Below are 21,887 nucleotides of genomic sequence, written 5' to 3'. Positions count from 1 at the left end.
CAGGGGGAGGGCACCGACCTGCTGGCGCGGCAAGGCCTGACGGGTCGCACCGGCCTTGGCCGATGGGGCCGCGGGGTGTGCCGGCGCAGGCTGGACGCCCATTCCCAAGGAGTACTGCCGATGTCCTGGTATGCCCGATGCATGGCAGCCGTGCTGTTGCTGGCGTCCCTGCCTGTCTTCGCCCGCGGCCTGCACGTGGACCTGATCGATTACCCCCGGCCCGAGGCCAATTGGGAGCGTGGCTACGGGCTGAAGGCCGCCTTGGCCAGGGAGTTCGACCGGCTTTGTGCCGATACCTGGTGCGAAGGTGAGTACAGCAACTACCGGGTGATGGAGTTCCGCTGCGCGGTGCTGGCTCATCGCGGAACGGTGCAGCGATGCGCCTGGGTGGTGGTGGCCAGCGAGCTGGCCGTGCAGGGCGATACGGGGGAGGTGCAGGTCGACAATGGCCGCTGGGCCTGTCCGGTGGAGCTGGGGCCGGGCGTGCCTGTAGAAGCCTTCCACGCTTCGCTGGAAGCGCCTGATGGTCTGACCGCCGCCCTGCCTGGCCTCGACCATGGCCTGTTCGACGCGCTGCCTGACTGCATCCGGAAGACCGGGAGGGTGGGCTGATGCGCATCTTCCCGGCACGATGGCTGGCCTGCGGGCTGCTGATGGCAAGCGGCGCCCAGGCGACCCCTCAATTTGTCGATGCCCGTGACCATCCCGATCCGGCGGCCGGCCGTGAGCGCTTCCTTGCCGCTGAGCGCCTGTTGGTGCGCGGCTTCGACGATATCTGCGGCGATACCTTCTGCGAAGGGCAGTACTACAACCTCCGGCCCATGCGCCTGCGCTGTTCGGTGCATCGAGCCTCCGGCGTCGTGGGTAGCTGCATCTGGACCTTCGCTGGAAGCTATACCCAGGTGCAACAGACCGGGCAGATCGACGTCGACCATGGGACCTATGCCTGCGTGCTCCCGCTTGCACCTGGAACCCGTCTGGCCGAGCTGCTGGGTGTGTGGGATGCAGCAACCGGGTACGACGCCCTGCATGCGACGCTGCCGGGCACCCGGACCCATGTCTATGACGGATTGACTGAATGCCTATGATCCTGAGGATGATGCGAACGTGACTGATTCGCATTAGTGGAGTAGCATGCGCGGCGCCCCCGTCTGTCGTCCCGGCTCCGCGCATGTCCTCCAATGCTGCCTCCCTCACCGAACTGCTGATCCGCGAGCGGCCAGCGCTGCTGCGTCGTGTGCAGCGGATACTTGGGGGCGACAACGGCGCCGAAGACGTGATCCAGGCGGTCTGGTTCAAGGCCCGTGGGGTCGATGACAGCCAGGCGATCGACAATCCGCGCGCCTATCTGTATCGGCTGGCCGCCAACCTGGCCACCGACCACGGCCGCGAATCGACCCGCCGCAACCGGCTGCTGGCCGACCACTATCTATGGGGCCCGGACGAGGTGATCTCCACCGAGGAGCAGGCCATGGCGCAGGACGAACTGCAGCGGGTGCTCGATGCAGCCGGCCATTTGCCGGAGCCGACCCGCACCATCTTCCGGCTCAACCGCCTTCAGGGCCTGACCCAGGCCGAGATCGCGCGTCGCCTTGGGGTATCGGTGACCACGGTGGAGAATCACGTACGCACCGCGCTGCAACGCCTGGCCTGGGCGCGCAGCGGTCGATGATCGCGCCAGCTTGGGGCTGGCCTTCGCACAAACGTCTTGATCTCTGGACCGTGGATGCGGTCTAGTTCCCCCGCCCGCGCTTGAATGCGCCTGTCCGCCAGCCGATGAGCCCGCCGAACATGCTGCCCGCCGCCAATGACGATGCCCTGGCCGAACAGGCCCGGGGCTGGATCGCGTGGCTGGCCTCGGGCGATATCACCGATGCGCGCATGCAGGCGTTCGAATTCTGGCTGCAACAGCCGGGGCACCGCCGGGCCTTCGAACACGAGCGCGCGCTGTGGCGCAGCGTTGGGCCGCGCGTGCCGGCCACGCACGTGGATCGCCGACGCCCGCGCCGACTGCGTTGGGCGATGGCTGCGGCGGCAATGCTGGCGATGCTGGTGGCATGGCCGGAGGCGTGGCTGCGCCTGCAGTCCGATCATCGCAGCACGCACCAGGTGCAGAATGTGCTGCTGCCTGATGGAAGTCGCGCGGTGCTGGATGCCGACAGTGCGATTGCGGTGCGTTTTGATGCGAACGCCCGCCAGGTCGAGCTGCTGCGCGGACGTGCCTGGTTCGAGGTCAGTCCGGATGCGCAGCGACGTTTCAGCGTGCGCGCCGGCAATGGCGTGGTCGAGGACATCTCGACCGCCTTCACTGTGGCGCGGGGCCAGGACCAGGTGGAAACCCAGGTCGGGCAGGGCAGGGTACGGATGGCCAGCCCGGTTGACGGTGGCTGGACCTACCTGCAGCAGGGCCAGCGTGCGGTCTACGGTGAACACAGTGGTGTGAGGCGATTGGGGGACGTGGCGGCCGACAGCGTCGGCGTCTGGCGCCAGGGCGAGCTGCTGCTGGAACAGGCCCGCGTCGCCGACGCGGTGCAGTGGGTGGGACGCTATCGCGCTGGCCCGACCTTCGTGCGTGGTGATCTGTCGCAGCTGCCGGCGGTCAGTGCTGCATTGCGCATCGACCGCCCGGAACAGGCGCTGGATGCGCTGGCCGCGACGGCCGGATTGCAGGTGACCCGGCTGCCGCTCGGCGTCGCCATCGTCCATCGGTAGATCGACGCCATTCCCCCTGTGCCGACCAACGGTCGGCACCCACCACTGAAACCAGCCGACCAACGGTCGGCACCCACCGCTGCAAGCAGCCGGCCAACGTTCGGCACCTACCGCTACAACCGGCCGAGCAACCGTAGGTACCTGCCGCGACTGCAAATCCCCTTGGGGTTGCCACGCTTTCATCCGTCTTACTCCGCGAACGTACCCGCCGCCGCCACGTACGTCGCCGTGTCCGCCCGTGTTGCGGATGACGCCGCGTTCGCGGCACCGATTACCTGACAGGTTCCCCCATGTTCGACTCCCATCGTCCGGGCCGCGTGCTGCGCCCGTCCCGCCTGTGCATCGCGTTGCTGGCGGCTGGCCTGGCCAGTGCCGCGCCGTCCGTACTGGCGCAGAGCGCCAGCGGCGACCACGCCGCCGTGCAGCGCTTCGACATTCCGGCGCAACCGCTGGATGACGCGCTGCGCAGCTACATGCGCCAGTCCGGCGTGCAGGTGGTGTACCCCGCATCGCTGGCGCGTGGCGTAACCTCGCGCGCGGTCAGCGGCAGCCTGTCGGCCAACGAGGCGTTGCAGCACCTGCTGCAGGGCAGTGGCCTGGCGGTGCGCCGGGTCAGTGCCGATGCGGTCACTCTGGAAGCGGCGACGTCGGCGCAGGCCGGGGACGGCGTGATTGTCACCGACACGCTGATCGTGGCCGGTGACCGCGTCGACAGCGGTGCGACCAGTGATGAAGCGCGCCTGCTCGACAGCTACCGCAGCGTGGGCTCCACCACCACGCTCAACCGCACGCACCTGGAGCGTTTCCGTGGTACCTCCAACGGCGACATCGTCAAGGGCGTGGCCGGTGTCACGGCTGGTGATCCGCGCGTGGGCAACGGCTTCGACGTCAACATCCGTGGCATCCAGGGCCAGGGCCGCGTGCCGGTGATCATCGACGGTGGCCAGTCCAGCATGGATACCTACCGTGGCTATGCCGGCCAGTCACAGCGCACCTACCTCGACCCGGACCTGATCTCCAGCCTGACCATCACCAAGGGCCCGAGCCTGCAGGCCAATGCCTCCGGCGGCATCGGCGGCGTGGTCGAGATGGAGACGCTGAAGATCGGTGACGTGCTGCGCGAGGGCCGCGACTTCGGCGTGCGCGTGCGCGGTGGTCTCGCCAACGGTAGTGCCAACAACCTGCCGTCCTACAGTGCTGCGCCGCGCAACGATCGCAGCGCCACCGGCAGCCAGTTCTTCAACGTGGCCGGCGCAGGGCACTGGGACCGCTTCGATCTGGTCGCCGCCTACGCCTACCGCGACAACGGCAACTACTTCTCCGGCCGCCATGGCTACGACGACTTCCCGCAGGACCGGCGCACGCTGGCGCCGCTGAATCCGCCGCGTACCGAGGTGTTCAATACCTCCTCGCGCTCGAAGTCGGCGCTGCTCAAGGGCACCTGGCGCATCGACGACGCGCAGACGTTGGAGGCCGGCTACCGCCGCTACGAAGGTACCGCTGGCGAGATCATGGCCTCGCAGATCATCCGCGTGGATCGTGACCGCATTCCGCAATGGGATCCGGGCCATGTCGACATGGACAGCTACAGCCTGCGCTACCGCTTCAACCCGGACAGCGAACTGATCGACCTGCGCGTCAATGCCGCGTACACCGACACCGACAGCGTGATGTACAACAGCCTGACCGGCATCACGCCGTGGTACTTCGACCGCCGCACCGAGTGGTATGACGCGCCCAGCTTCAGCGGTGACCCCGGCTACAAGGATGCCTACCGCAATCCGCTGCGGCAGAAGCGCTTCGGCCTGGATGCCAGCAACACTTCCAGGTTTGATACCCGTGCCGGTGCATTCACGCTCGACTACGGCCTGTCCTACAGTGACGAAGACATCGCGCCGGGCAGTTCGGGGCCGGTCATGCACGACGACCTGGTCAACAACCGTTTCCTGCGCAACGCCGAGCGCAAGGAATACAGTGCCGTGGCCTCGTTGAAGTGGCAGCCCGACGAGCACTGGGAGCTGCTGGCCGGTGGTCGCTGGAACCGCGTGGATGTGCATGACCGCAACCGCCTGGCCACGCCCGATGCCTACGAGGTGCAGGGCCAGTACCGCTACACCGAACTGCTCAATGGCAACCCGGCGCTGCCGTCGTGGCGCGCCAAGCGCATCGCGCTGCTGAACTGGTATCCGGATGCCAACGGCAACTTCACCCAGGCCTCGCTGCTGGCCTCGCCGTACAAGAAGGGCACAGTGGGCGACATCGCCGGCTGGAACTTCTACGACGCCGGCAAGCCGCAGGACCTGGAAGTGCCGGTCAGCTGGAGCTGGTCGCAACCGATCCGCCGTCGCGACAGCGCGTTCTCGCCGACCGCCAGCGTGGCCTACCGCTTCAACGAAGACACCATGGTCTACGTGAAGTACGCCGAAGGTACCAAGCTGCCGAGCCTGTTCGAGACCACGCTGGGCCTGTTCACCGCCGCCAAACCGGTGGGCGAGCTGAAGCCGGAGCGCGCGCGCAGCTGGGAAATCGGCGCCAGCACCATCCGCTATGACCTGTTCACCGCCGGCGACCGCCTGGCGCTGAAGCTGGCGTATTTCGATACCCGCATCGACGACCTGATCACCCGTGACTACCGCACGCTGTCGGCCGGCCTGATCCGCAACGTCGACCAGTTCAAGGTCTCGGGCATGGAGTTCCAGTCCAGCTATGACAGCGGCAAGGTGTTTGCCGATCTGTCCGCGCACTATTACTTCAAGGCCAAGACCTGTGCGCCGGACATCGCCGCCGAGCGCCGCGCCTATGGGGCGCAGCGCAAGAATGGCGAGCTGGCCAACACGCCCAACTGCGTGGACGGCGGCTTCGAGGGTTCGTACACCAACACGCAGAATCCGCCGCGCTATATGGTCAACCTGACCCTGGGCTCGCGCCTGTTCGACGAGCGCCTGACCTTCGGTACTCGCGTGGTCCACAACGCCGGTCCGATCAGCAAGCTGGACAAGGACTGGAACGTGGGCCTGTCGGCGATCCAGCAGCTGTACCAGCCGAACACCCTGGTCGACCTGTTCGCCAGCTGGAGCTTCAACGACCAGCTCTCGGTGGAAGCGGGCGTGGACAACCTGACCGACCGCTATTACCTGGACCCGCTGGCCCTGGGCGTGATGCCGGCCCCGGGCCGTACCGCACGGTTGGCGTTGACCTGGAAGTACTGATCGGCGGGGTCGGATCCCTTTCCTGTGGAAAGGGCTCTGACCCCAGCGAGCCTGCTTAGCCCGCTTACAGCCCGGTCGCCGCCTTCACCGCATCTTCGTGCAGCGACTCGTTCAGCTCATCCACCACCGTGCTCCATGCGGCATCGGCCTGCAGCGACTCGGACAGGAACTGGCGCTGGGCATCGTTCCAGTACGGCGCTTCGACCACTTCCACATCGGTGGCCAGCTGGTGTTCGCGGATGAAGCGGGCGATGCCCTCGGCGCTGGCGTCCAGGCCCAGCTGCAGGAACAGGTTGGTCATGCGCGGTTCGGTGGTGATCATCGTCGGTTCCTGCGGGAAGAAGGGATACGCCATTATCGGTGTACATGGCCTTGGGGAAAGCCCCATGGCGAACGTCTACAGCAGGACGACCCCCTTGGCATCCCCCATGAACGCACACATCGCCCCTCAAGACAGCCGCAGCCTGCGGCTCAAGGCCGCCACCCGCGACAGCCATGGCGCGCTGGACAAGCGCATCATGGCCGGCGACATCTTTGCCGACCGCAGCAACTTCGCCCGTTTCCTGCGCGTGCAGTACCGCTTCCACCGCAGTATCGATGCGCTGTATGCCAACCCTGCGCTGGATGCACTGCTGCCCGACCTGGGCGAACGCCGCCGCCTGACCCATGTGGCGCGCGACCTGCAGGACCTGGAGCAGACCCTGCCGGCGGCCGACATCGCGGCGTTGCCGTCCGATCTGGAACTGCCCGCCGCATTGGGGTGGCTGTATGTGGCCGAGGGATCCAATCTCGGCGGCACCATTCTGTACAAGATGGCCGCCAAGCTCGGCCTGGACCGCGATTTTGGTGCCCGTCACCTGGCCGCACACCCGGATGGCGCGGCGCGCCACTGGCGTGAATTCACTGCTGCGCTGGACGCGGTGCCGCTGAGCGCCGAGCAGGAGCAGCAGGTGATCGATGCGGCCGATGCTGCGTTCCGCAGCGTGCACGGCCACGTTGAAGTGGAATTCGCCTGATGCACGCCTCCCGCCTATCGGCGCACCGCTGATGCGCTGGCTCTGGTTCGTGCTGGGCTGGCTGATGGTCGGCCTCGGGGTGATCGGCGCGCTGCTGCCGGTGATGCCGACCACCATCTTCCTGATACTGGCCTTGGGGTGCTTCGCGCGCAGTTCGCCGAAGTTCGAGCAGCGCCTGCTGGCGCATCCGCGCTACGGCCCGTCGCTGCGGCTGTGGCGCGAACAGGGCGCGGTGTCGCGCAAGGGCAAGGCGTTCGCCAGCGCAGGCATGGCGGTCGGCTTCGCGCTGTTCTGCTGGGGAGCGCATCCGTCGTGGCGCCTGCTGCTGGGCGTGGGCCTGTTCTTCGCGGTCAGCGCCGGCTACGTGCTCAGCCGCCCGGCACCGCGGCTGGAGCCCAATCCGGTCGTGGAAGTGGACGACGCCAATGATCCGCGCGCGGCCCGTCGTCGCGCCGCGACCCCTGATGCTGATGGAAACCGAGACGATGCTGCCTGCTGACCTGGCCCCCGTGGCTGCTCCTGCACTGACCCCGTGGGGCATGTACCTGGCCGCCGACGTGGTGGTGAAGATGGTGATGATCGCGCTGGCACTTGCCTCGCTGGCCACCTGGACCGTGCTGCTGTCCAAGGGCTGGGAGCTGGCCCGGCAGGGCCGGCAGCTGCGTGCAGCGCGCGCGCTGTTGCTGCAGGCGCCGAGCCTGCCCGGCGGGAGCGCAGAGGCCAGCCTGCAGCAGGGCACCGCACTCGCCATGCTGGACGCGGCGCGAACCGAGCTGCGCCTGTCGCAGGATCTGGACAGCCGCGATGGCATCAAGGAACGCGTTGCCTCGCGCCTGGACCGCATCGAACTGGAAACCGCGCGCGTGCAACGGCGCGGCATCGGCGTGCTGGCCAGCATCGGCGCGGTGGCGCCGTTCGTCGGCCTGTTCGGCACGGTGTGGGGCATCATGAACAGTTTCATCGGCATCGCCCACAGCAACACCACCAACCTGGCGGTGGTCGCGCCCGGCATCGCCGAGGCCCTGCTGGCCACCGCGCTGGGTCTGGTCGCAGCGATTCCCGCAGTGCTGGTCTACAACCATTTCAGCCGCGTGCTGGCTGGCCTGCGTGGGCTGCTCGGCGATCTGTCGGCGGCCGTGCAGCAGCTGGTCTCGCGTGATCTCGATCGTGCCGTGCCGCGTACCGCAGCGGCACCGCTGCGTGCGGTGCACTGAGGCACGACGATGGCGATCAGGACCGCGTCCGACCGTGACGATGCACCGGAAGAAGCGCACGAGATCAACGTCACGCCCTTCATCGACGTGATGCTGGTACTGCTGATCATCTTCATGGTGGCCGCACCGCTGGCCACCGTGTCGGTGCCGGTCCAGCTGCCGGCCAGCAGTGCCAGCGCCACGCCGCCGGAACAGGCGCCGGTGTACGTGACCGTGCAGGCCGATCTGTCGGTGCGCGTTGGCGAGCAGCCGGTGGGGCGCGACGGGCTGGCCGCTGCTTTGCAGGCAGCCACGCATGGCGATAGTGCGCAGCGCATCTTCCTGCGTGCCGATACCCGTGTGCCCTATGGCGAACTGATGGCTACCCTGGACGCGCTGCGTGCAGCGGGCTACCTGAAGGTGGCGCTGGTTGGCCTGGAGCAGGGCGCACGATGATGGACTGCGGCGCTGGGCGACCAGCCTGGCGATCGTGCTGCTGGTGCATGCGCTGTTGATCGGCGCGGCCTGCTGGTGGGCGGCCCGTGCGCCAGCACTGGCTGCAACGGCGCCGCCCGCAGCACTGATGCTGGAACTGGCGCCGATGGCACAGGCACCGCCGGTGCCGCCGCGCGAGGTCGCGACCGGGCTGCTGCAGCAGCAACAGCAGCGCCAGGCGCCGACGCCAGCCGTGCGTGAGCAACCCAAGGCGCCGGTACAGCCGCAGGGTGACCTGCCACCACCGCGTACACCGGAGCCAACGCCGTCGCCGGATACCGCCGAGGCCAATGTCGCGCAGACCAGCGCACCGCCGCAGGTGGCTGCTGACGCGGCCGCACGCTACACCGCACCGCAGACCACGGCCGGCGAGCGCAGTCGTGCCGAGGCGACCTGGGAAGGACGCCTGCTCGGGCACCTGCAGAAGCACCGGCGCTATCCGCGCCAGGCCGAGCGGCTGCGCCAGCAGGGCGTGGTCTACGTGCGCTTTGCCGTGGCCCGCGATGGCGCGGTCTCGGGGTTGAAGCTGGGCCGCAGCAGTTGGCTTCGCGCTGCTCGACCAGGAGACGCTGGCAGCACGGTGCAGCGGGCAAGCCCGGCAACGGCGCCGCCGGCCGAAGTGGCCGGCGACCCGGTGGACGTGATGGTGCCGGTGTCCTTCTTCCTGCGCGAAGCTGGTGATCGCTATCGGGGTCCGGATCCCTTTCCGCAGGAAAGGGCTCTGACCCCAACCGGAATTCACGGCAGCGCGCAGGCGTTATGCTCGTGCACGACCGTCAATGGACGCGCGGAGGCTGGCATGGCGACACGGACGATACGGGTGCTGGCCCTGGTGCAGCGTGTTCCTGGCTGCATGCGTGGCCGTTCTTTCGCTGGCACCGTTCACGCCGGCGATCATCCTGGCCTTGCCCTTGCTGTTGTTCGCGGCCTTCTGCATCTGGCGTGGCTGGTGGCTGCCCGGCGTACTCTGCGCGTGGCTGGCCTCGTTCGCCTTCATCGGCAGCCCGCTGAGCCTCTTCGATGGCTGGGACCGGCCGATCTACGCCTGTTGGATGATCGCCGTCGTGCTGCTTGTCGTCCGGTGGCTGAGGCGGGCGCAACCTGTAGAGTCGAGAAGCTCGACTCTACGGGTTTGCACATGGTGTGGATCTACAACAGCGGCACCAGCAGCAGCGCCACGATGTTGATGATCTTGATCAGCGGATTGATCGCCGGGCCGGCGGTGTCCTTGTACGGGTCACCGACGGTATCGCCGGTCACCGCGGCCTTGTGCGCTTCGCTGCCCTTGCCGCCGAAGTGCCCATCCTCGATGTACTTCTTGGCGTTGTCCCAGGCGCCGCCACCGGTGGTCATCGAGATGGCCACGAACAGGCCGGTCACGATCGTGCCGATCAGCAGACCGCCGAGTGCGCGCGGCCCCAGCAGCAGGCCGACCACCACCGGCACGGCGACCGGCAGCAGCGACGGCACGATCATTTCGCGGATCGCCGAGCGGGTCAGCATGTCTACCGCCTTGTCGTACTGCGGCTTGCCGGTGCCCTGCATGATGCCGGGGATCTCGCGGAACTGGCGCCGCACCTCTTCCACCACTGCACCCGCCGCGCGGCCATCCGCTCCCATCGCCATCGCACCGAACAGGTAGGGGATCAGGCCGCCGATCAGCAGGCCGATGATCACCGTGTGGTCGCTGAGGTCGAAGCGGAATTCCTGCCCCGGATGTGCTGCCTGCAGGTTGTGGGTGTAGTCGGCAAACAGTACCAGTGCGGCCAGCGCCGCTGATCCGATCGCGTAACCCTTGGTCACCGCCTTGGTGGTGTTGCCCACCGCATCCAGCGGATCGGTGATGTCGCGGATCTCCGAAGGCAGCTCGGCCATCTCGGCGATGCCGCCGGCGTTATCGGTGATCGGTCCATAGGCATCGAGGGCAACGATCATTCCCGCCATCGACAGCATCGCGGTGGCGGCGATGGCGATGCCATACAGGCCGCCCAGCGCGAACGCGCCCCAGATCGCCGCACACACCGCCACCACCGGCAGCGCGGTCGACTTCATTGAAATGCCGAGGCCGGCGATGATGTTGGTGCCGTGGCCGGTGGTCGACGCCTGCGCCACGTGCTGCACCGGCTTGTACTGGGTGCCGGTGTAGTACTCGGTGATCCAGACGATCAGACCGGTCAGGACTAGGCCGATCAACGCGCAGCCGTACAGCGCCATCGGTCCATGCACGTTGTCGGACATCAGCCCGGTGGTGATCGGATAGAAGGCGATGGCGGCCAGCACGCCTGAGACGATCACGCCCTTGTACAGCGCGCCCATGATCGAACCGCCCGGCTTCACCTTGACGAACAGCGCACCGATGATCGAGGCGATGATCGAGACGCCGCCCAGCACCAGCGGATACAGCACCGCATTGGCGCCGGCCTCGGCCAGCATCAGGCTGCCCAGCAGCATGGTGGCGATCACGGTCACCGCATAGGTTTCGAACAGGTCGGCGGCCATGCCGGCGCAGTCGCCGACGTTGTCACCGACGTTGTCGGCGATCACCGCCGGATTGCGCGGATCGTCCTCGGGAATGCCGGCTTCCACCTTGCCGACCAGATCGGCACCGACGTCGGCGCCCTTGGTGAAGATGCCGCCGCCCAGACGCGCGAAGATCGAGATCAGCGAGGAGCCGAAGGCCAGGCCGACCAGCGCGTGCAGCGCCTGTTCCATCGGCAGGCCCATGCGCAGCAGCAGCGCGTAGTAACCGGCCACACCGAGCAGGCCCAGCCCGACCACCAGCATGCCGGTGATGGCGCCGCCGCGGAAGGCGACGTCCATCGCTGCACTGATGCCGTGGCGTGCCGCCTCTGCGGTGCGCACGTTGGCGCGCACCGACACGTTCATGCCGATATAGCCGGCGGCGCCGGACAACACCGCGCCGACCGCGAATCCAATCGCGGTGTACCAGCTGAGGAAGATGCCGACCAGCACGAACAGCACCACGCCGGCGATGCCGATGGTCAGGTACTGGCGGTTGAGGTAAGCGCGCGCACCTTCCTGGATCGCGGTGGCGATCGCGATCATGCGCTCATTGCCGGTGGGTTGGCGCAGGATCCAGCGCGCCGAGACGATTCCGAACAGGATCGCGAGAATGGCGCAGCCCAGCGCCAGTGACAGCCCGTGACGTTCCAGCATTAGACCCCTCCGCAGAATGGATGTAGGCATCCAGTGGCGATGCAACGGCACCACGAGGGGGACGACGGGCTGCAGCCTGGAACCAACCCGTACCGACCTTGGTGGTCGTCCGACGTATGGCGGTGTTCAGCATTCCCTGGTGCCCGCAGTATGCGTGCACCTGCGCCCGGATGGTAGCGCCGGGCCATGCCCGGCGAGCGCGGTGGCTGCTCGATAGATGCGCCTTTGCACCCCGTTAAGCCAGCCTCTGCAAGCCTGCGCACAGCCCCGTAGGAGATCCCCCATGCGCCTGTCCCTGTTGATGCTCGCCGCCCTGGTCCCGGCTGTGCCGGCACTCGCCGCAGAAACCCCGGAACTCCAGCGCGCAGTGGGCGCCCCCCAGGCCGTGGGCGCGGTGCATACGCTGCGGCAGATTCCCGAGGCCTGCGCGCGGCTGGAAGGTGCGTTCACCGGCGATGCCGCTGCGCCGTACCGCTTCTCCGCCGTGCGTACCAGCGAGCAGTGCCAGCCACGTGCACGCTTTGTCGACTACACCAAGGCCCAGCCGAGTGCCGACAAGGGCTGGAAGCTCAATGATGTGATCCGCGTGCCCAACGCCGCGTGCCCGGCGCAACAGGCGGTGGTACGGGTGTGGCGCCTGCCGTCGAGCAACAAGGTCGAGCTGGATGGGCAGGGCCAGTCGCGCATCTATCTGGAAGAGGCGAAGAAGCAGGCGGCGGCCGGCCAGATTCCGCAGGTGACGATGTTCGCCGCGGAGCTGCAGATGGAAGGCAAGGCCTGCAATTGAGGCCGTCCAGTAGCGCGCATCCACGCATGGCGTGGATCTACTTCGCTGCGCATCGGTAGTGCCGGGCCATGCCCGGCGGGCAACCTGGTAGTGCCGGCCGCTGGCCGGCAACCCTGTAACCATCACTCCGCCAGCATTGCCCCACGTGCCACCAGTAGCTCGCGCAATGCCCTGCGGTGGCAGTGCGCTTCATCCTCGCAGTAGCACCCCACGCTGATGTCGCTGTGCTGCGACATCGCGGCCAGAAGGTCCAGCGCGTGGGCGGCATCGGGCGCCTTCATCTCGGCCTTGTAGTGGCGGAAGAAAGCAGTCCAGTCGGCGGCGGTCTTCGCTTCATGCGCCCGCTTCACCAGCTCCGCGCTGGGTGACAGGGTCGGAAACCAGACGTCGTACCAGTCCTGTCGGGCGAACTCGCTGCGTGGCACGCCGCGCGGCGGGCGCCTGACGGTGCCGATACGCAGTCCCTCGCCGGGTTGGCGCGGCGTACCCAGTCGAACAACACGCAGTGCCATGATGATCTCCAGGCGGGGCATCCATCATCCTGCGATGCACGTGCGCCAAGCGTGAACCGCTGCGGGAATGAAAAGGCCCGGGCACCTGCGCACCCGGGCCTTCGCTCAAGCCGGCAGCGGTCAGTTGCCGCGGCAGTCCTTCAGCCACAGCACGCGGCCGATCTGGTCGTAATTGTCGACCGCGCCGGTCAGCGTGACTTTCTCGCGCGGGCGCAGGGCCAGCGCATACGCGGCCTGGTTGGCTGCGAACGAGCAGGAAATGGCCACGCGCTCAAAGTCGATGCTGCCATCGCTGGGCAGGTCGAAGCTGGTGTTGTAGGTGCCGCCACTGCGCAGCACGGTGGTGATGCGACCGGTGATGGCGTAGGTCTTGCCCTTGTAGCGTGGCTCGATCGCGGCCGGGTTGTCCTTGTTCTGGTTGCGCAGCTGGAAGCCGAAACGGTCGGCGGCAATGGTCACCACCGACGCCTGCGGAGTGGCCTTGGCCGCCTGTTCGCCAGCCTTGCCCGGCTTGATCTGGTTCAGCAGCTTGCACATTTCTTCGCGCACGCCGTCGGCGGGGGCGATGGCGCCCTTGTTGACCTTCACCACCATGCCGACGGTGCCCTGGCCGCCTTCGGAGGTGGCGCTGATGATCATCGGAATCGGCTTGTGGGCCATGGATTCCGGCTCTTCGATCAGCATCGAGCCGCCTTCCACGTCCTCGCTGAGGACGTCCATGTTGGCGTTCTTGGCGATCACCCGCATCTGGCCGATGGCACTGGCCACGGTCAGGTCCGGATGGGTGACCGATGAAGTGAAGGTCGTGCCGACGAAGGGATTGCCCTTCTTCTGGAAGTTGCTTTCGCAGGTCGCAGCGAAGGCCGGCGTGGCAGCACCGCACAGCAGCGCGGCGATCAGGATCGGGTGCTTCATGGTTACAGTCCTTGTGGAATGGCAGCACAGGCCCTGGCCTTGCAGGCCGGGCGGCGTCGAATCTGGCTTGCGGCGGCCCCTTTGCCCCGGGCCGGAGCCCGATTGTGGGGTGCTTCGGCGGTCGCCGCAATGCGCCCCGTGCTCCGCACAGGGCGCAGGTGCACCTCAGCCTTCGAAGGCCGGCAGCTTCTGCTTCACCGCCACGTTCTTCAGGGTGACGTACTTCGGCAGGCCATCGGCGCCATAGGGAAGCGGTGCCTCGCCCTTGATCAGCGGCGACAGGTAGGCGCGTGCCTTGGCGGTGATGCCGAAGCCATCGCGGCGGATGAAGCCGGCCGGCATTTTCTTCTCGTGGTTGGCGATCTTCGACAGCGGCGCCGCTTCGATCTTCCAGCGATAGGGCGCATCGCTGCTGCGCACGATCACCGGCATCACGCCGTTCTGGCCCTTCAACGCCAGCTGCACGGCGGCCTTGCCGACTGCCTGCGCCTGCTCCCAGTCGGTCTTGCTGGCCAGGTGGCGGGCCGAGCGCTGCAGGTAGTCGGGCAGGGCCCAATGCACCTTCAGGCCCAGCTGGTCCTTGACCCGTGCGGCCAGGTGGGCAGCCACGCCGCCCAGCTGCGAATGGCCGAATGAGTCCTTGCCGCCACCGGCGTCGGCGACGAAGCGGCCATCGGCGGTCGCGATACCTTCCGACGCCACCACCACGCAGTAGCCGACGCGCTCGACCACGGCCTTCACCCTGGCCAGGAACGCGGCCTCGTCGTAGGCGCGCTCGGGCAGCAGGATGATGTGCGGCGCTTCGTCATCACCGTTGCCCGCCAGGCCGGCGGCCGCGGCCAGCCAGCCGGCGTGGCGGCCCATCGCCTCGTAGATGAAGACGCGGGTGGAGGTCTCGGCCATCGCCGCCACGTCCAGCGCCGCCTCGCGCACCGAGACGGCGGTGTACTTGGCCGCCGAGCCGAAGCCGGGGCAGGTGTCGGTCACCGCCAGGTCGTTGTCGATGGTCTTGGGCACGCCGATGCAGGTCAGGTCGTAGCCGGAGGCCTTGGCCAGCTGCGAGACCTTCAGCGCGGTATCGGCCGAATCGTTGCCACCGTTGTAGAGGAACCAGCGCACGTCGTGCGCGCGCAGCACCTCCAGCAGGCGGTCGTAGCGGGCGCGGTCGGCGTCCAGCGACTTCAGCTTGACCCGGCACGAGCCGAAGGCGCCGCCCGGGGTGTGGGCCAGCGCGCGGATGGCCGCGGCGCTCTCCTTGCTGGTGTCGATCAGCTCCTCGCGCAGGGCGCCGAGGATGCCGTTGCGGGCGGCCAGGACCTTGATGCCCTTGGCCCGCGCCTGCTCGATCACCGCTGCCGCCGTGGCATTGATGACGGCGGTGACACCGCCGGACTGGGCATAAAGGAGAGTACCGTTGCGCATGCTGCTACCTGCTCGGGGGAGGGGACATTGCAGGGACATTACCCGGATGCGGTAAAGTGGCGCTATTGCGGTGCAGCGATACCGGACCGTCCGGGACGCGAACCTTCTTTGTTTTCAACACGTTGGAGTCAGGTCAATGCGATTGGTTCTGTTGGGACCGCCCGGTTCGGGCAAGGGGACACAGGCGACGCGCCTGAAGGAAAAGCTGGGGATCGCCCACATTTCGACCGGTGACATGCTGCGCGCGGAAATCGCCGCCGGCACGGAGCTGGGCAAGCAGGCCAAGACGGTGATGGATGCCGGCAACCTGGTGTCGGACGACATCCTGCTGGGCATGCTGGAGTCGCGCCTGACCCAGGCTGATGTCGCCAAGGGCTTCATCCTCGATGGCTACCCGCGCAATGTGGCCCAGGCCAATGCGATGGACGGCCTGCTGGCCAAGATCGGCCAGCCGCTGGATGCCGTGGTGCAGCTGGACGTGGCCACCGAGCTGCTGGTCGACCGCATCGCTGGTCGTGCCAAGGAGCAGGGCCGCGCCGATGACAATCCGGAAGCGGTGCGCCAGCGCCTGCAGGTCTACAACGACCAGACCGCCCCGGTGGTCGATTTCTACGCCGGCCGTGGCACCCTGGCCCGCGTCGATGGCGTCGGTGAGCTGGACGAGATCGAAGCCCGCATCCTGGCGGCGATCAAGGCCTGATCCGGCTGGGCCGGCGCGAACTGCCGGCTCATCGGGCGCAAAAAAACACAGGCCTGGTCCGCGAGGATCAGGCCTGTGTCGTTTGATAGGCGCCAGCGAAGGGCTTGCTCAGGGCCCCGCAGCATGAGCTCCCTTGGGGATGGCCTCTTGGGGAGTAGGACCGGTTCGGGTACTGCGGCTGGCAGTTCGAATTGTGTCCGGGTTCACAGAACATCGCTATCGGGAATTCCCTGACAGCTGATTGGAGTTTTCTCACATCCCGTGTAGGGGTTGTCTTACCCGGGATCGGACATTGGCCCTATACAGCCGTCATCGGTCACAATCCTCGGTCATGAGCAGCGTACATATCCTTGCAATCGCCGGCACCTTCATGGGCGGCGTGGCCGCCCTGGCGCGGGAACTGGGCCACTCGGTCAGCGGCAGCGACCAGGCCATCTACCCACCGATGTCGACCCAGCTCGAACAGCTGGGCATCACCCTGGACCAGGGCTACCGCGCCGACAGCGTGCCGGCCGGCACCGACGAGGTGGTGATCGGCAACGCGCTGTCGCGCGGCAATGCCGCGGTCGAGGCCGTGCTCGATGCCGGCCAACGCTACATTTCCGGCGCCCAGTGGCTGTCCGAGCAGGTGCTGCCGGGGCGCGACACGCTGGCCGTGGCCGGCACCCACGGCAAGACCACCACCACCACCATCCTTACCTGGCTGCTGGAAAGCGCCGGGCGATCACCGGGCTTCCTGATCGGCGGCGTCGCCGAGGATTTCGGTGTCTCCGCCCGCGTGGGCCAGGGCCGCGAGTTCGTGGTCGAGGCCGATGAGTACGACACTGCCTTCTTCGACAAGCGCAGCAAGTTCGTGCACTACCGGCCGCTGGTGGCCATCCTCAACAATCTTGAATACGACCACGCCGACATCTTCCCGGACGTGGCGGCGATCCAGCGCCAGTTTCACCACCTTGTGCGTACGGTGCCGGCGCGTGGCCGCCTGATCGTCAACGGCGAGGATCAGCATCTGGCCGAAGTGCTGGCGATGGGCTGCTGGACCCCGGTCGAGCGCTTCGGATTCGATCCGTCGCTGGAATGGCATGCCGAACTGCTGGTCGCCGATGGCAGCGCGTTCCGCGTGCACCATCGTGGGCAGGCGCTGGGCGACGTGCAGTGGTCGCTGCTGGGCCGCCACAACGTGCTCAACGGGCTCGCCGCGCTGGCCGCCGCGCATGCAGTGGGCGTGGCGCCGGCCGAGGTGATTCCGGCGCTGGCGCGCTTCCGCAGCGTCAAGCGCCGCATGGAAGTGATCGGCAGCCATGACGGCATCACCGTCTACGACGATTTCGCCCATCACCCGACCGCAATCGCCACCACGCTGGAAGGCCTGCGTGCCAAGGTGGGCGATGCGCGCATCGTGGTCGCGATGGAACCGCGCAGCAACTCGATGCGGCTGGGCGCGCATGCGCAGGCGCTGGCACCGTCGCTGGCGTTGGCCGATGAAGTCGTCTTCCTGCATCGCCCGGAACTGGCTTGGGATGCCGCTGCGGTGATCGCCGCGGTGCGCGGTGAGGCGCACGCAGTGCCGGACACCGGCGCATTGCTGGCGCAGCTGCAGTCCAGCGTGCGCAGCGGCGACCACGTGGTGTTCATGTCCAACGGTGGCTTCGACGGCGCCCCGCGCCGCTTCCTCGCCGCGCTGCAGGCCCGATGAGCGTCGACAGCCCGCTGCCGCTGTTTCCGCTGCACACCACGCTGGTACCGGGTGCGGCGGTGGGCCTGCGTGTATTCGAGCGGCGCTATCTGGACCTGGTCCGCGACAGCGGCCGCAGTGGTGAGGGGTTTGGTGTCTGCCTGATCCTCGATGGCGAGGAAGTCGGCGCACCAGCGACACCGGCGGCCTATGGCGTGCAGGTGCGCATCGAAGACTTCGATGTCGGCGCCGATGGCGTGCTGCAGCTGCGCCTGCGCGGAACCCGCCGTTTCCACGTCGAGCATACCCGCGTGCGCGACAACGGCCTGGTGGTGGCCGACGTGCGCTGGTGCGAGGAAGACCCCGACGACGAACTGCGGCCGCAGCACGCGCTGCTGGCCACGGTGCTGGGGCACATCATCGAACAGGCCGGCGAGGCCTATGCGCCGGCCAACCCGGCGTTGCTGGACCAGGCCAGCTGGGTCGGCTGGCGGCTGGCCGAGCTGTTGCCGCTGAGCGAGCAGCAGCGCCTGCAGCTGCTGCAGATGGACGACCCGCACCAGCGCCTGCAGCAGTTGCTGGGCTGGATGCCGTAGCAGCCTGCCTTGGGTGGGTGTGCACCTTGGTGCACACGCTGGGGCATGCGTGGAATGCCATCCACGCATGGCGTGGATCTACTGTAGAGCCGAGCCAATGCTCGGCTTGTTGGACCGTGCGAAGCGCAGCCGAGCATGGGCTCGGCTCCACAGTACGTCGCTTGCGGTCAGGGCGCTGTGGTCTTCAACCGCAGCACCGGCAGCCCGGTTTCGCTGTGCACGTCCTCGCGTTGCGGCAGGTCCTGCACGGCGTCCTTCACCGCGTTCAGCGCCGGATCGACGCCACGCAGTGGGTGCCACATGCCGATCCACTCGAAATGACGCTCGTAGCGCAGGGTCTGCGCGCTGCCCAGCCATAGCGGCATGTTGCCCGGTTGCAGCTGGGCCGGCGCCGGCCACAGGCGCAGCACATAGCGCTCATCCGCCTGCGCACCCTGGCGCACCATCAGCAGCGCTTCCACCCGTGTTTCCAGCGTGGCCGGCAGCACCGGCAGTTCGTCGGCACCGGTGTTCTTGTCCAGCATCAGCAGCGCCTCCTGCCAGCCGGCCTGTTCCTGCCGCTTCCAGCCGCGTGCTTCCAGCTGCGCCTGCAGCGGCGCCAGCGGGCCCGCCACCTGCACGTCCAGCGGCCAGCGCTGGTCATCATCGAACTCGTTGCGGCGCGCGGGCAGCTTCGCCCAGTCGTGCTGCCACCAGGCCTGCGTGTCCATTGCCTGCGGGGCCGGCAGGGTCGGCTCGAAGCGTTCCAGCTTCACCGGAATGTGGCGCGGTGCGTACCACATCGCGGCGACGGCGAAGACGCCATAGAACAGCCATGCCACCGGCTTCACCCAGAACGAGCGGTTGAAGCGGCGGCGATAGGCGATGCCCAGCACCAGCAGCCAGAACGTGCCGAACAGCATCCCGCCGATCACATCGCTCAGCCAATGCGCGCCCAGGTACAGCCGCGAGAAGCCGATCAGGCTGACCACGATGCCCGACACCAGGTAGGGCCAGACGCGGGTGCGGCCGGGCATCTCGCGGGCGATCAGCACTGCGAAGAAGCCGAAGGTGATGGTGGCCATGGTCACCGACACCGACGGGAAGCCGAAGCCGCTGCTGGCGTCGATCGGTCGCACCACATCAACGGTGGCACCGAGCAGCATGGTCAATGCCAGGCCGAAGGCGAGGGCGGCGAGCCAGTGCGCGGCCGCCATCCAGCGCCGGCGCCAGATCAGGTAGCCCATCGCCGCCGCGGTGGCCGGCAGCAGTACCTGCCAGGCGCCCAGCGACGCCAGCGCGGCCATCGGGTAGTCGGCCAACGGGTTGCGCAGGGCCAGCATGGCCTGGTGCACCAGCAGGTCGATGGCCAGCGGTTCACCGTGCGCGACCACCACGGTCAGCAGTGCGAACCAGCCCCAGCCCAGCACCAGCAGCATCAGCGCCAGCATCGCCAGTGGCACCGACTCACGTCGCTTCGGGTCCAGCACACCGACGGTATAGCGGCCCAGCGTCGGGTGGCGGTTGGACCAGTCCAGCAGGCGCGCCAGCCAGTTGTCCATTCGCGCGGCCGACCAGCGGTAGCCGTACAGCACGATGGCCCAGACCAGGCCGAGGATCACCGCCAGCAGGCCGACCACCACCACCAGCCGCCCGGCCACTGCAGCCACCGCGTCGTAGGCCTCGCCAAGCACCCAGCCCGGTGCCAGGAACAGTACCGCCCACGAAATGCTGGCGATACCACTGGCCTGCATGTAACGGCTGGCGGGCATCTTCATCATGCCGGCGATGGCCGGCACGAACGGGCGGATGGCGCCCACGTAGCGTGCGATCAGGATGCTCTTGAAGGCATTGCGGCGGAACAGGTTCTCGCCGCGGTCGAGCAGCTGCGGGTAGCGGCTGAACGGCCACACGCCACGCAGGCGGTCGCCCCAGCGGCGGCCGATCCAGTAGCTGATGCCATCACCGGCGAACGCACCCAGCGCCGCCGCCGCCACCGCATACGGCCCGGAGATCTGGCCCAGGCCGATGAACACGCCCACCGCGAACAACAGCGGCAGGGCCGGCACGATGGCACCGAGAATGATCACCGCATCGCAGAAGGCGATGAGGAAGATAACGGCACCCGCCAGCACGGGGTGAGCGGCAATCCACGCGAGGGTGGCGTCGATCCATGAAGAGTCCATTGCCCGATTATAGGGGCGTGAAGGTGACTGGTTCCCAGCCGCTTCGTGACCGTTTGCAACGGGCGCCATCGCCTAGAATGGGCGCATGCCGCATTCGCCAGACACGCCCTCGCACGCCCTGAAGGCCGACAGCTTCGGTCGCATCCTCCTTGTGGAAGGGCCTGCCGGCCCCTTCGTACGCCGTGATCTGGGCGCGACGCCGCTGTGGTTGCGGCTGCCGGCCTGGTGGTTGGCCCGCCGCGAAGCACGCGCGCTGCGCCACATCCACGGCATGGCTGATGTGCCGCAGCTGCTGGCGTGGGATGGCCGTCATCTGGACCGCAGCTTCATGGCCGGCGATGCCATGTACCAGCGTCCGCCACGCGGTGACCTGGCTTGGTTCCGCGCCGCGCGTCGCCTGCTGCAGCGGCTGCATCGCAATGGCGTGGCACACAACGACCTGGCCAAGGAAGCCAACTGGCTGGTCACCGACGATGGCCGCCCGGCATTGATCGACTTCCAGCTGGCGGTGATCGGCAACCCGCGCTCGCGCTGGATGCGCCTGCTGGCCCGCGAGGACCTGCGCCACCTGCTCAAGCACAAGCGCATGTATTGCCGCGAGTCGCTCACCCCGGTGGAAAAGCGCGTGCTCAAGCGCACCTCGTGGGTGCGCGAACTGTGGTTCGCCACCGGCAAGCCGGTCTACCGCTTCGTCACCCGCCGCATCCTGCATTGGGAAGACAACGAGGGGCAGGGGCCGAAGCCGTGAACCCTGCGCAGGTGGTGACCGGCCCGCCGAGCGCGGGCAGCGTCCTGCGCCCACAGCTGGCCGGCGCCGACTTCGTGCACGCCTGCCAGGCGACGACCCGTCGCGATGGGCGCTCGGCCTTGCAGGCCTATCGCGACATGGCGGCGACCATTCCCGGCTGGTTCGATGGGCTGATGGCGCTGCGCAATCGCGGCATGCGCCTGCTCGGCATGAAGCACCTGGGCTCGTTGCGTGCGGTACAGGACATCGCGCAGCCGCGTCCGGGGCAACGGCTGGGCATCTTCAGCCTGCAGTCGCTGGACGATGATGCCATCGTGCTGGAAGACGACGACCGCCACCTGCGTGTGCAGCTGGCCCTGCAGTGGCAGGGCGACGTGCTGGAGGTGGCGACGGTGGTGCATACGCACAACGCGTTCGGGCGCGTGTACATGCTGCCGGTTGCCCCGGTGCATCGGCTGATCGTGCCGCATCTGCTGAGGAAGCAGGTGGAGGCGTACCGCTAGATCCACGCCATGCGTGGGTGCATTAAGCAATTCAATGGTCGCGTGCCAGTGCCAGATGATTG

At 67.7% G+C, this 21,887-nt stretch carries 21 protein-coding genes and 1 pseudogene; 16 read left to right on the top strand and 6 right to left on the bottom strand.

Features of this window, described 5'->3' with window-relative positions:
* Positions 1-141 precede the first annotated feature (141 nt).
* The 5 genes from ACXI0D_RS04810 (at position 142) to ACXI0D_RS04790 (ending at position 5,921) form a co-directional block, all read left to right on the top strand.
* Positions 142-612 (top strand): hypothetical protein, encoded by a 471-nt coding sequence (locus ACXI0D_RS04810; protein WP_246864208.1) that lies wholly within the window; start codon positions 142-144, stop codon positions 610-612.
* The gene (locus tag ACXI0D_RS04805; RefSeq protein WP_101766036.1) at positions 612-1,088 is read left to right on the top strand and encodes a hypothetical protein; all 477 of its coding nucleotides are present in this window, start codon (positions 612-614) and stop codon (positions 1,086-1,088) included. The genes ACXI0D_RS04810 and ACXI0D_RS04805 overlap by 1 nt, the downstream gene beginning before the upstream one ends.
* Before the next feature lie 83 nt (positions 1,089-1,171).
* The gene (locus ACXI0D_RS04800; protein WP_014038389.1) at positions 1,172-1,672 is read left to right on the top strand and encodes an RNA polymerase sigma factor; all 501 of its coding nucleotides are present in this window, start codon (positions 1,172-1,174) and stop codon (positions 1,670-1,672) included.
* Positions 1,673-1,776: 104 nt separating this feature from the next.
* Positions 1,777-2,712, top strand: coding sequence for a FecR family protein (locus tag ACXI0D_RS04795; RefSeq protein ID WP_119006752.1), 936 nt, complete (start codon positions 1,777-1,779; stop codon positions 2,710-2,712).
* Between the two features lie 290 nt (positions 2,713-3,002).
* The gene (locus tag ACXI0D_RS04790; protein ID WP_479642366.1) at positions 3,003-5,921 is read left to right on the top strand and encodes a TonB-dependent receptor; all 2,919 of its coding nucleotides are present in this window, start codon (positions 3,003-3,005) and stop codon (positions 5,919-5,921) included.
* A 64-nt stretch (positions 5,922-5,985) separates the two neighbouring features.
* Here the strand turns inward: ACXI0D_RS04790 and ACXI0D_RS04785 are convergent, their stop codons facing one another.
* The gene (locus tag ACXI0D_RS04785) at positions 5,986-6,243 is read right to left on the bottom strand and encodes a DUF2789 domain-containing protein (protein WP_010483993.1); all 258 of its coding nucleotides are present in this window, start codon (positions 6,241-6,243) and stop codon (positions 5,986-5,988) included.
* A gap of 106 nt (positions 6,244-6,349) precedes the next feature.
* On the opposite strand from ACXI0D_RS04785, the gene ACXI0D_RS04780 reads away from it, so the two are divergent.
* The 5 genes and pseudogenes from ACXI0D_RS04780 to ACXI0D_RS04760 form a co-directional block, all read left to right on the top strand.
* Positions 6,350-6,937 (top strand): biliverdin-producing heme oxygenase, encoded by a 588-nt coding sequence (locus tag ACXI0D_RS04780; protein ID WP_479642365.1) that lies wholly within the window; start codon positions 6,350-6,352, stop codon positions 6,935-6,937.
* Between the two features lie 31 nt (positions 6,938-6,968).
* A complete protein-coding gene (locus ACXI0D_RS04775; RefSeq protein ID WP_479642364.1) occupies positions 6,969-7,436 on the top strand; it encodes a YbaN family protein in 468 nt (155 codons plus the stop codon).
* Positions 7,423-8,151, top strand: a complete 729-nt coding sequence (gene exbB / locus ACXI0D_RS04770; RefSeq protein ID WP_479642363.1) for a tonB-system energizer ExbB — start codon at positions 7,423-7,425, stop codon at positions 8,149-8,151. The genes ACXI0D_RS04775 and exbB overlap by 14 nt, the downstream gene beginning before the upstream one ends.
* A 9-nt stretch (positions 8,152-8,160) precedes the next feature.
* Entirely contained in the window at positions 8,161-8,586 is a 426-nt protein-coding gene (gene exbD, locus ACXI0D_RS04765; protein WP_049446592.1) for a TonB system transport protein ExbD, read from the top strand.
* 127 nt (positions 8,587-8,713) lie between these two features.
* Positions 8,714-9,277: pseudogene (locus ACXI0D_RS04760) on the top strand (TonB family protein); the annotation flags it as partial.
* Between the two features lie 497 nt (positions 9,278-9,774).
* Here ACXI0D_RS04760 and ACXI0D_RS04755 read toward each other — a convergent pair.
* The gene (locus ACXI0D_RS04755) at positions 9,775-11,802 is read right to left on the bottom strand and encodes a sodium-translocating pyrophosphatase (RefSeq protein WP_479642362.1); all 2,028 of its coding nucleotides are present in this window, start codon (positions 11,800-11,802) and stop codon (positions 9,775-9,777) included.
* A 283-nt stretch (positions 11,803-12,085) separates the two neighbouring features.
* Between ACXI0D_RS04755 and ACXI0D_RS04750 the strand changes: the two genes are divergently transcribed.
* Positions 12,086-12,589 (top strand): hypothetical protein, encoded by a 504-nt coding sequence (locus tag ACXI0D_RS04750; protein ID WP_049446586.1) that lies wholly within the window; start codon positions 12,086-12,088, stop codon positions 12,587-12,589.
* Positions 12,590-12,711: 122 nt separating this feature from the next.
* Here the strand turns inward: ACXI0D_RS04750 and ACXI0D_RS04745 are convergent, their stop codons facing one another.
* The 3 genes from ACXI0D_RS04745 to ACXI0D_RS04735 all read right to left on the bottom strand — a co-directional run bounded on the left by ACXI0D_RS04745 (position 12,712) and on the right by ACXI0D_RS04735 (position 15,438).
* On the bottom strand, positions 12,712-13,101 hold the full coding sequence (locus tag ACXI0D_RS04745; RefSeq protein ID WP_479642361.1) for a DUF488 domain-containing protein: 390 nt from the start codon (positions 13,099-13,101) through the stop codon (positions 12,712-12,714).
* 120 nt (positions 13,102-13,221) lie between these two features.
* Positions 13,222-14,016 carry a hypothetical protein gene (locus tag ACXI0D_RS04740; protein ID WP_479642360.1) on the bottom strand — a complete coding sequence of 265 codons (795 nt, stop codon included), beginning with the start codon at positions 14,014-14,016 and terminating at the stop codon, positions 13,222-13,224.
* 165 nt (positions 14,017-14,181) lie between these two features.
* The gene (locus ACXI0D_RS04735; RefSeq protein WP_049446582.1) at positions 14,182-15,438 is read right to left on the bottom strand and encodes a 6-phosphofructokinase; all 1,257 of its coding nucleotides are present in this window, start codon (positions 15,436-15,438) and stop codon (positions 14,182-14,184) included.
* Positions 15,439-15,574: 136 nt separating this feature from the next.
* Between ACXI0D_RS04735 and ACXI0D_RS04730 the strand changes: the two genes are divergently transcribed.
* The 3 genes from ACXI0D_RS04730 to ACXI0D_RS04720 all read left to right on the top strand — a co-directional run bounded on the left by ACXI0D_RS04730 (position 15,575) and on the right by ACXI0D_RS04720 (position 18,409).
* Positions 15,575-16,138, top strand: coding sequence for an adenylate kinase (locus ACXI0D_RS04730; protein WP_014038375.1), 564 nt, complete (start codon positions 15,575-15,577; stop codon positions 16,136-16,138).
* 331 nt (positions 16,139-16,469) lie between these two features.
* Positions 16,470-17,834, top strand: coding sequence for a UDP-N-acetylmuramate:L-alanyl-gamma-D-glutamyl-meso-diaminopimelate ligase (mpl, locus tag ACXI0D_RS04725; protein WP_049446580.1), 1,365 nt, complete (start codon positions 16,470-16,472; stop codon positions 17,832-17,834).
* Entirely contained in the window at positions 17,831-18,409 is a 579-nt protein-coding gene (locus ACXI0D_RS04720; RefSeq protein ID WP_119006748.1) for an LON peptidase substrate-binding domain-containing protein, read from the top strand. Before mpl ends, ACXI0D_RS04720 begins: the two co-directional genes overlap by 4 nt.
* Positions 18,410-18,576: 167 nt before the next feature.
* Here the strand turns inward: ACXI0D_RS04720 and ACXI0D_RS04715 are convergent, their stop codons facing one another.
* Positions 18,577-20,574: a bifunctional DedA family/phosphatase PAP2 family protein gene (locus tag ACXI0D_RS04715; protein ID WP_479642359.1), complete on the bottom strand. Its 1,998-nt coding sequence runs from the start codon at positions 20,572-20,574 to the stop codon at positions 18,577-18,579.
* Between the two features lie 85 nt (positions 20,575-20,659).
* Here ACXI0D_RS04715 and ACXI0D_RS04710 point away from each other — a divergent pair, with 85 nt between their 5' ends.
* Together ACXI0D_RS04710 and ACXI0D_RS04705 are read left to right on the top strand one after the other, a co-directional pair.
* On the top strand, positions 20,660-21,322 hold the full coding sequence (locus ACXI0D_RS04710; RefSeq protein ID WP_197587781.1) for a serine/threonine-protein kinase: 663 nt from the start codon (positions 20,660-20,662) through the stop codon (positions 21,320-21,322).
* Complete coding sequence (locus ACXI0D_RS04705; RefSeq protein WP_479642358.1) at positions 21,319-21,825, top strand: DUF2867 domain-containing protein; 507 nt, start codon at positions 21,319-21,321, stop codon at positions 21,823-21,825. The genes ACXI0D_RS04710 and ACXI0D_RS04705 overlap by 4 nt, the downstream gene beginning before the upstream one ends.
* The last annotated feature ends 62 nt before the right edge of the window (positions 21,826-21,887 follow it).

The organism is Stenotrophomonas sp. C9D9 (assembly GCF_056491205.1).
Note: the sequence above shows the minus strand (reverse complement) of the source record. Positions and strands in the feature narration are given on the sequence as shown.

Bases quoted from the DNA above. Each gene is read 5' to 3' on its own strand.
- ACXI0D_RS04780 (WP_479642365.1), top strand. From the start codon at position 6,350: ATGAACGCACACATCGCCCCTCAAGACAGCCGCAGCCTGCGGCTCAAG.
- exbB (WP_479642363.1), top strand. From the start codon at position 7,423: ATGCTGCCTGCTGACCTGGCCCCCGTGGCTGCTCCTGCACTGACCCCG.
- ACXI0D_RS04775 (WP_479642364.1), top strand. From the start codon at position 6,969: ATGCGCTGGCTCTGGTTCGTGCTGGGCTGGCTGATGGTCGGCCTCGGG.
- ACXI0D_RS04710 (WP_197587781.1), top strand. From the start codon at position 20,660: ATGCCGCATTCGCCAGACACGCCCTCGCACGCCCTGAAGGCCGACAGC.
- ACXI0D_RS04720 (WP_119006748.1), top strand. From the start codon at position 17,831: ATGAGCGTCGACAGCCCGCTGCCGCTGTTTCCGCTGCACACCACGCTG.
- ACXI0D_RS04785 (WP_010483993.1), bottom strand. From the start codon at position 6,243: ATGATCACCACCGAACCGCGCATGACCAACCTGTTCCTGCAGCTGGGC.
- ACXI0D_RS04750 (WP_049446586.1), top strand. From the start codon at position 12,086: ATGCGCCTGTCCCTGTTGATGCTCGCCGCCCTGGTCCCGGCTGTGCCG.
- mpl (WP_049446580.1), top strand. From the start codon at position 16,470: ATGAGCAGCGTACATATCCTTGCAATCGCCGGCACCTTCATGGGCGGC.
- ACXI0D_RS04735 (WP_049446582.1), bottom strand. From the start codon at position 15,438: ATGCGCAACGGTACTCTCCTTTATGCCCAGTCCGGCGGTGTCACCGCC.
- ACXI0D_RS04800 (WP_014038389.1), top strand. From the start codon at position 1,172: ATGTCCTCCAATGCTGCCTCCCTCACCGAACTGCTGATCCGCGAGCGG.
- ACXI0D_RS04810 (WP_246864208.1), top strand. From the start codon at position 142: ATGGCAGCCGTGCTGTTGCTGGCGTCCCTGCCTGTCTTCGCCCGCGGC.
- ACXI0D_RS04755 (WP_479642362.1), bottom strand. From the start codon at position 11,802: ATGCTGGAACGTCACGGGCTGTCACTGGCGCTGGGCTGCGCCATTCTC.
- ACXI0D_RS04740 (WP_479642360.1), bottom strand. From the start codon at position 14,016: ATGAAGCACCCGATCCTGATCGCCGCGCTGCTGTGCGGTGCTGCCACG.
- exbD (WP_049446592.1), top strand. From the start codon at position 8,161: ATGGCGATCAGGACCGCGTCCGACCGTGACGATGCACCGGAAGAAGCG.
- ACXI0D_RS04730 (WP_014038375.1), top strand. From the start codon at position 15,575: ATGCGATTGGTTCTGTTGGGACCGCCCGGTTCGGGCAAGGGGACACAG.
- ACXI0D_RS04795 (WP_119006752.1), top strand. From the start codon at position 1,777: ATGAGCCCGCCGAACATGCTGCCCGCCGCCAATGACGATGCCCTGGCC.
- ACXI0D_RS04745 (WP_479642361.1), bottom strand. From the start codon at position 13,101: ATGGCACTGCGTGTTGTTCGACTGGGTACGCCGCGCCAACCCGGCGAG.
- ACXI0D_RS04805 (WP_101766036.1), top strand. From the start codon at position 612: ATGCGCATCTTCCCGGCACGATGGCTGGCCTGCGGGCTGCTGATGGCA.
- ACXI0D_RS04715 (WP_479642359.1), bottom strand. From the start codon at position 20,574: ATGGACTCTTCATGGATCGACGCCACCCTCGCGTGGATTGCCGCTCAC.
- ACXI0D_RS04790 (WP_479642366.1), top strand. From the start codon at position 3,003: ATGTTCGACTCCCATCGTCCGGGCCGCGTGCTGCGCCCGTCCCGCCTG.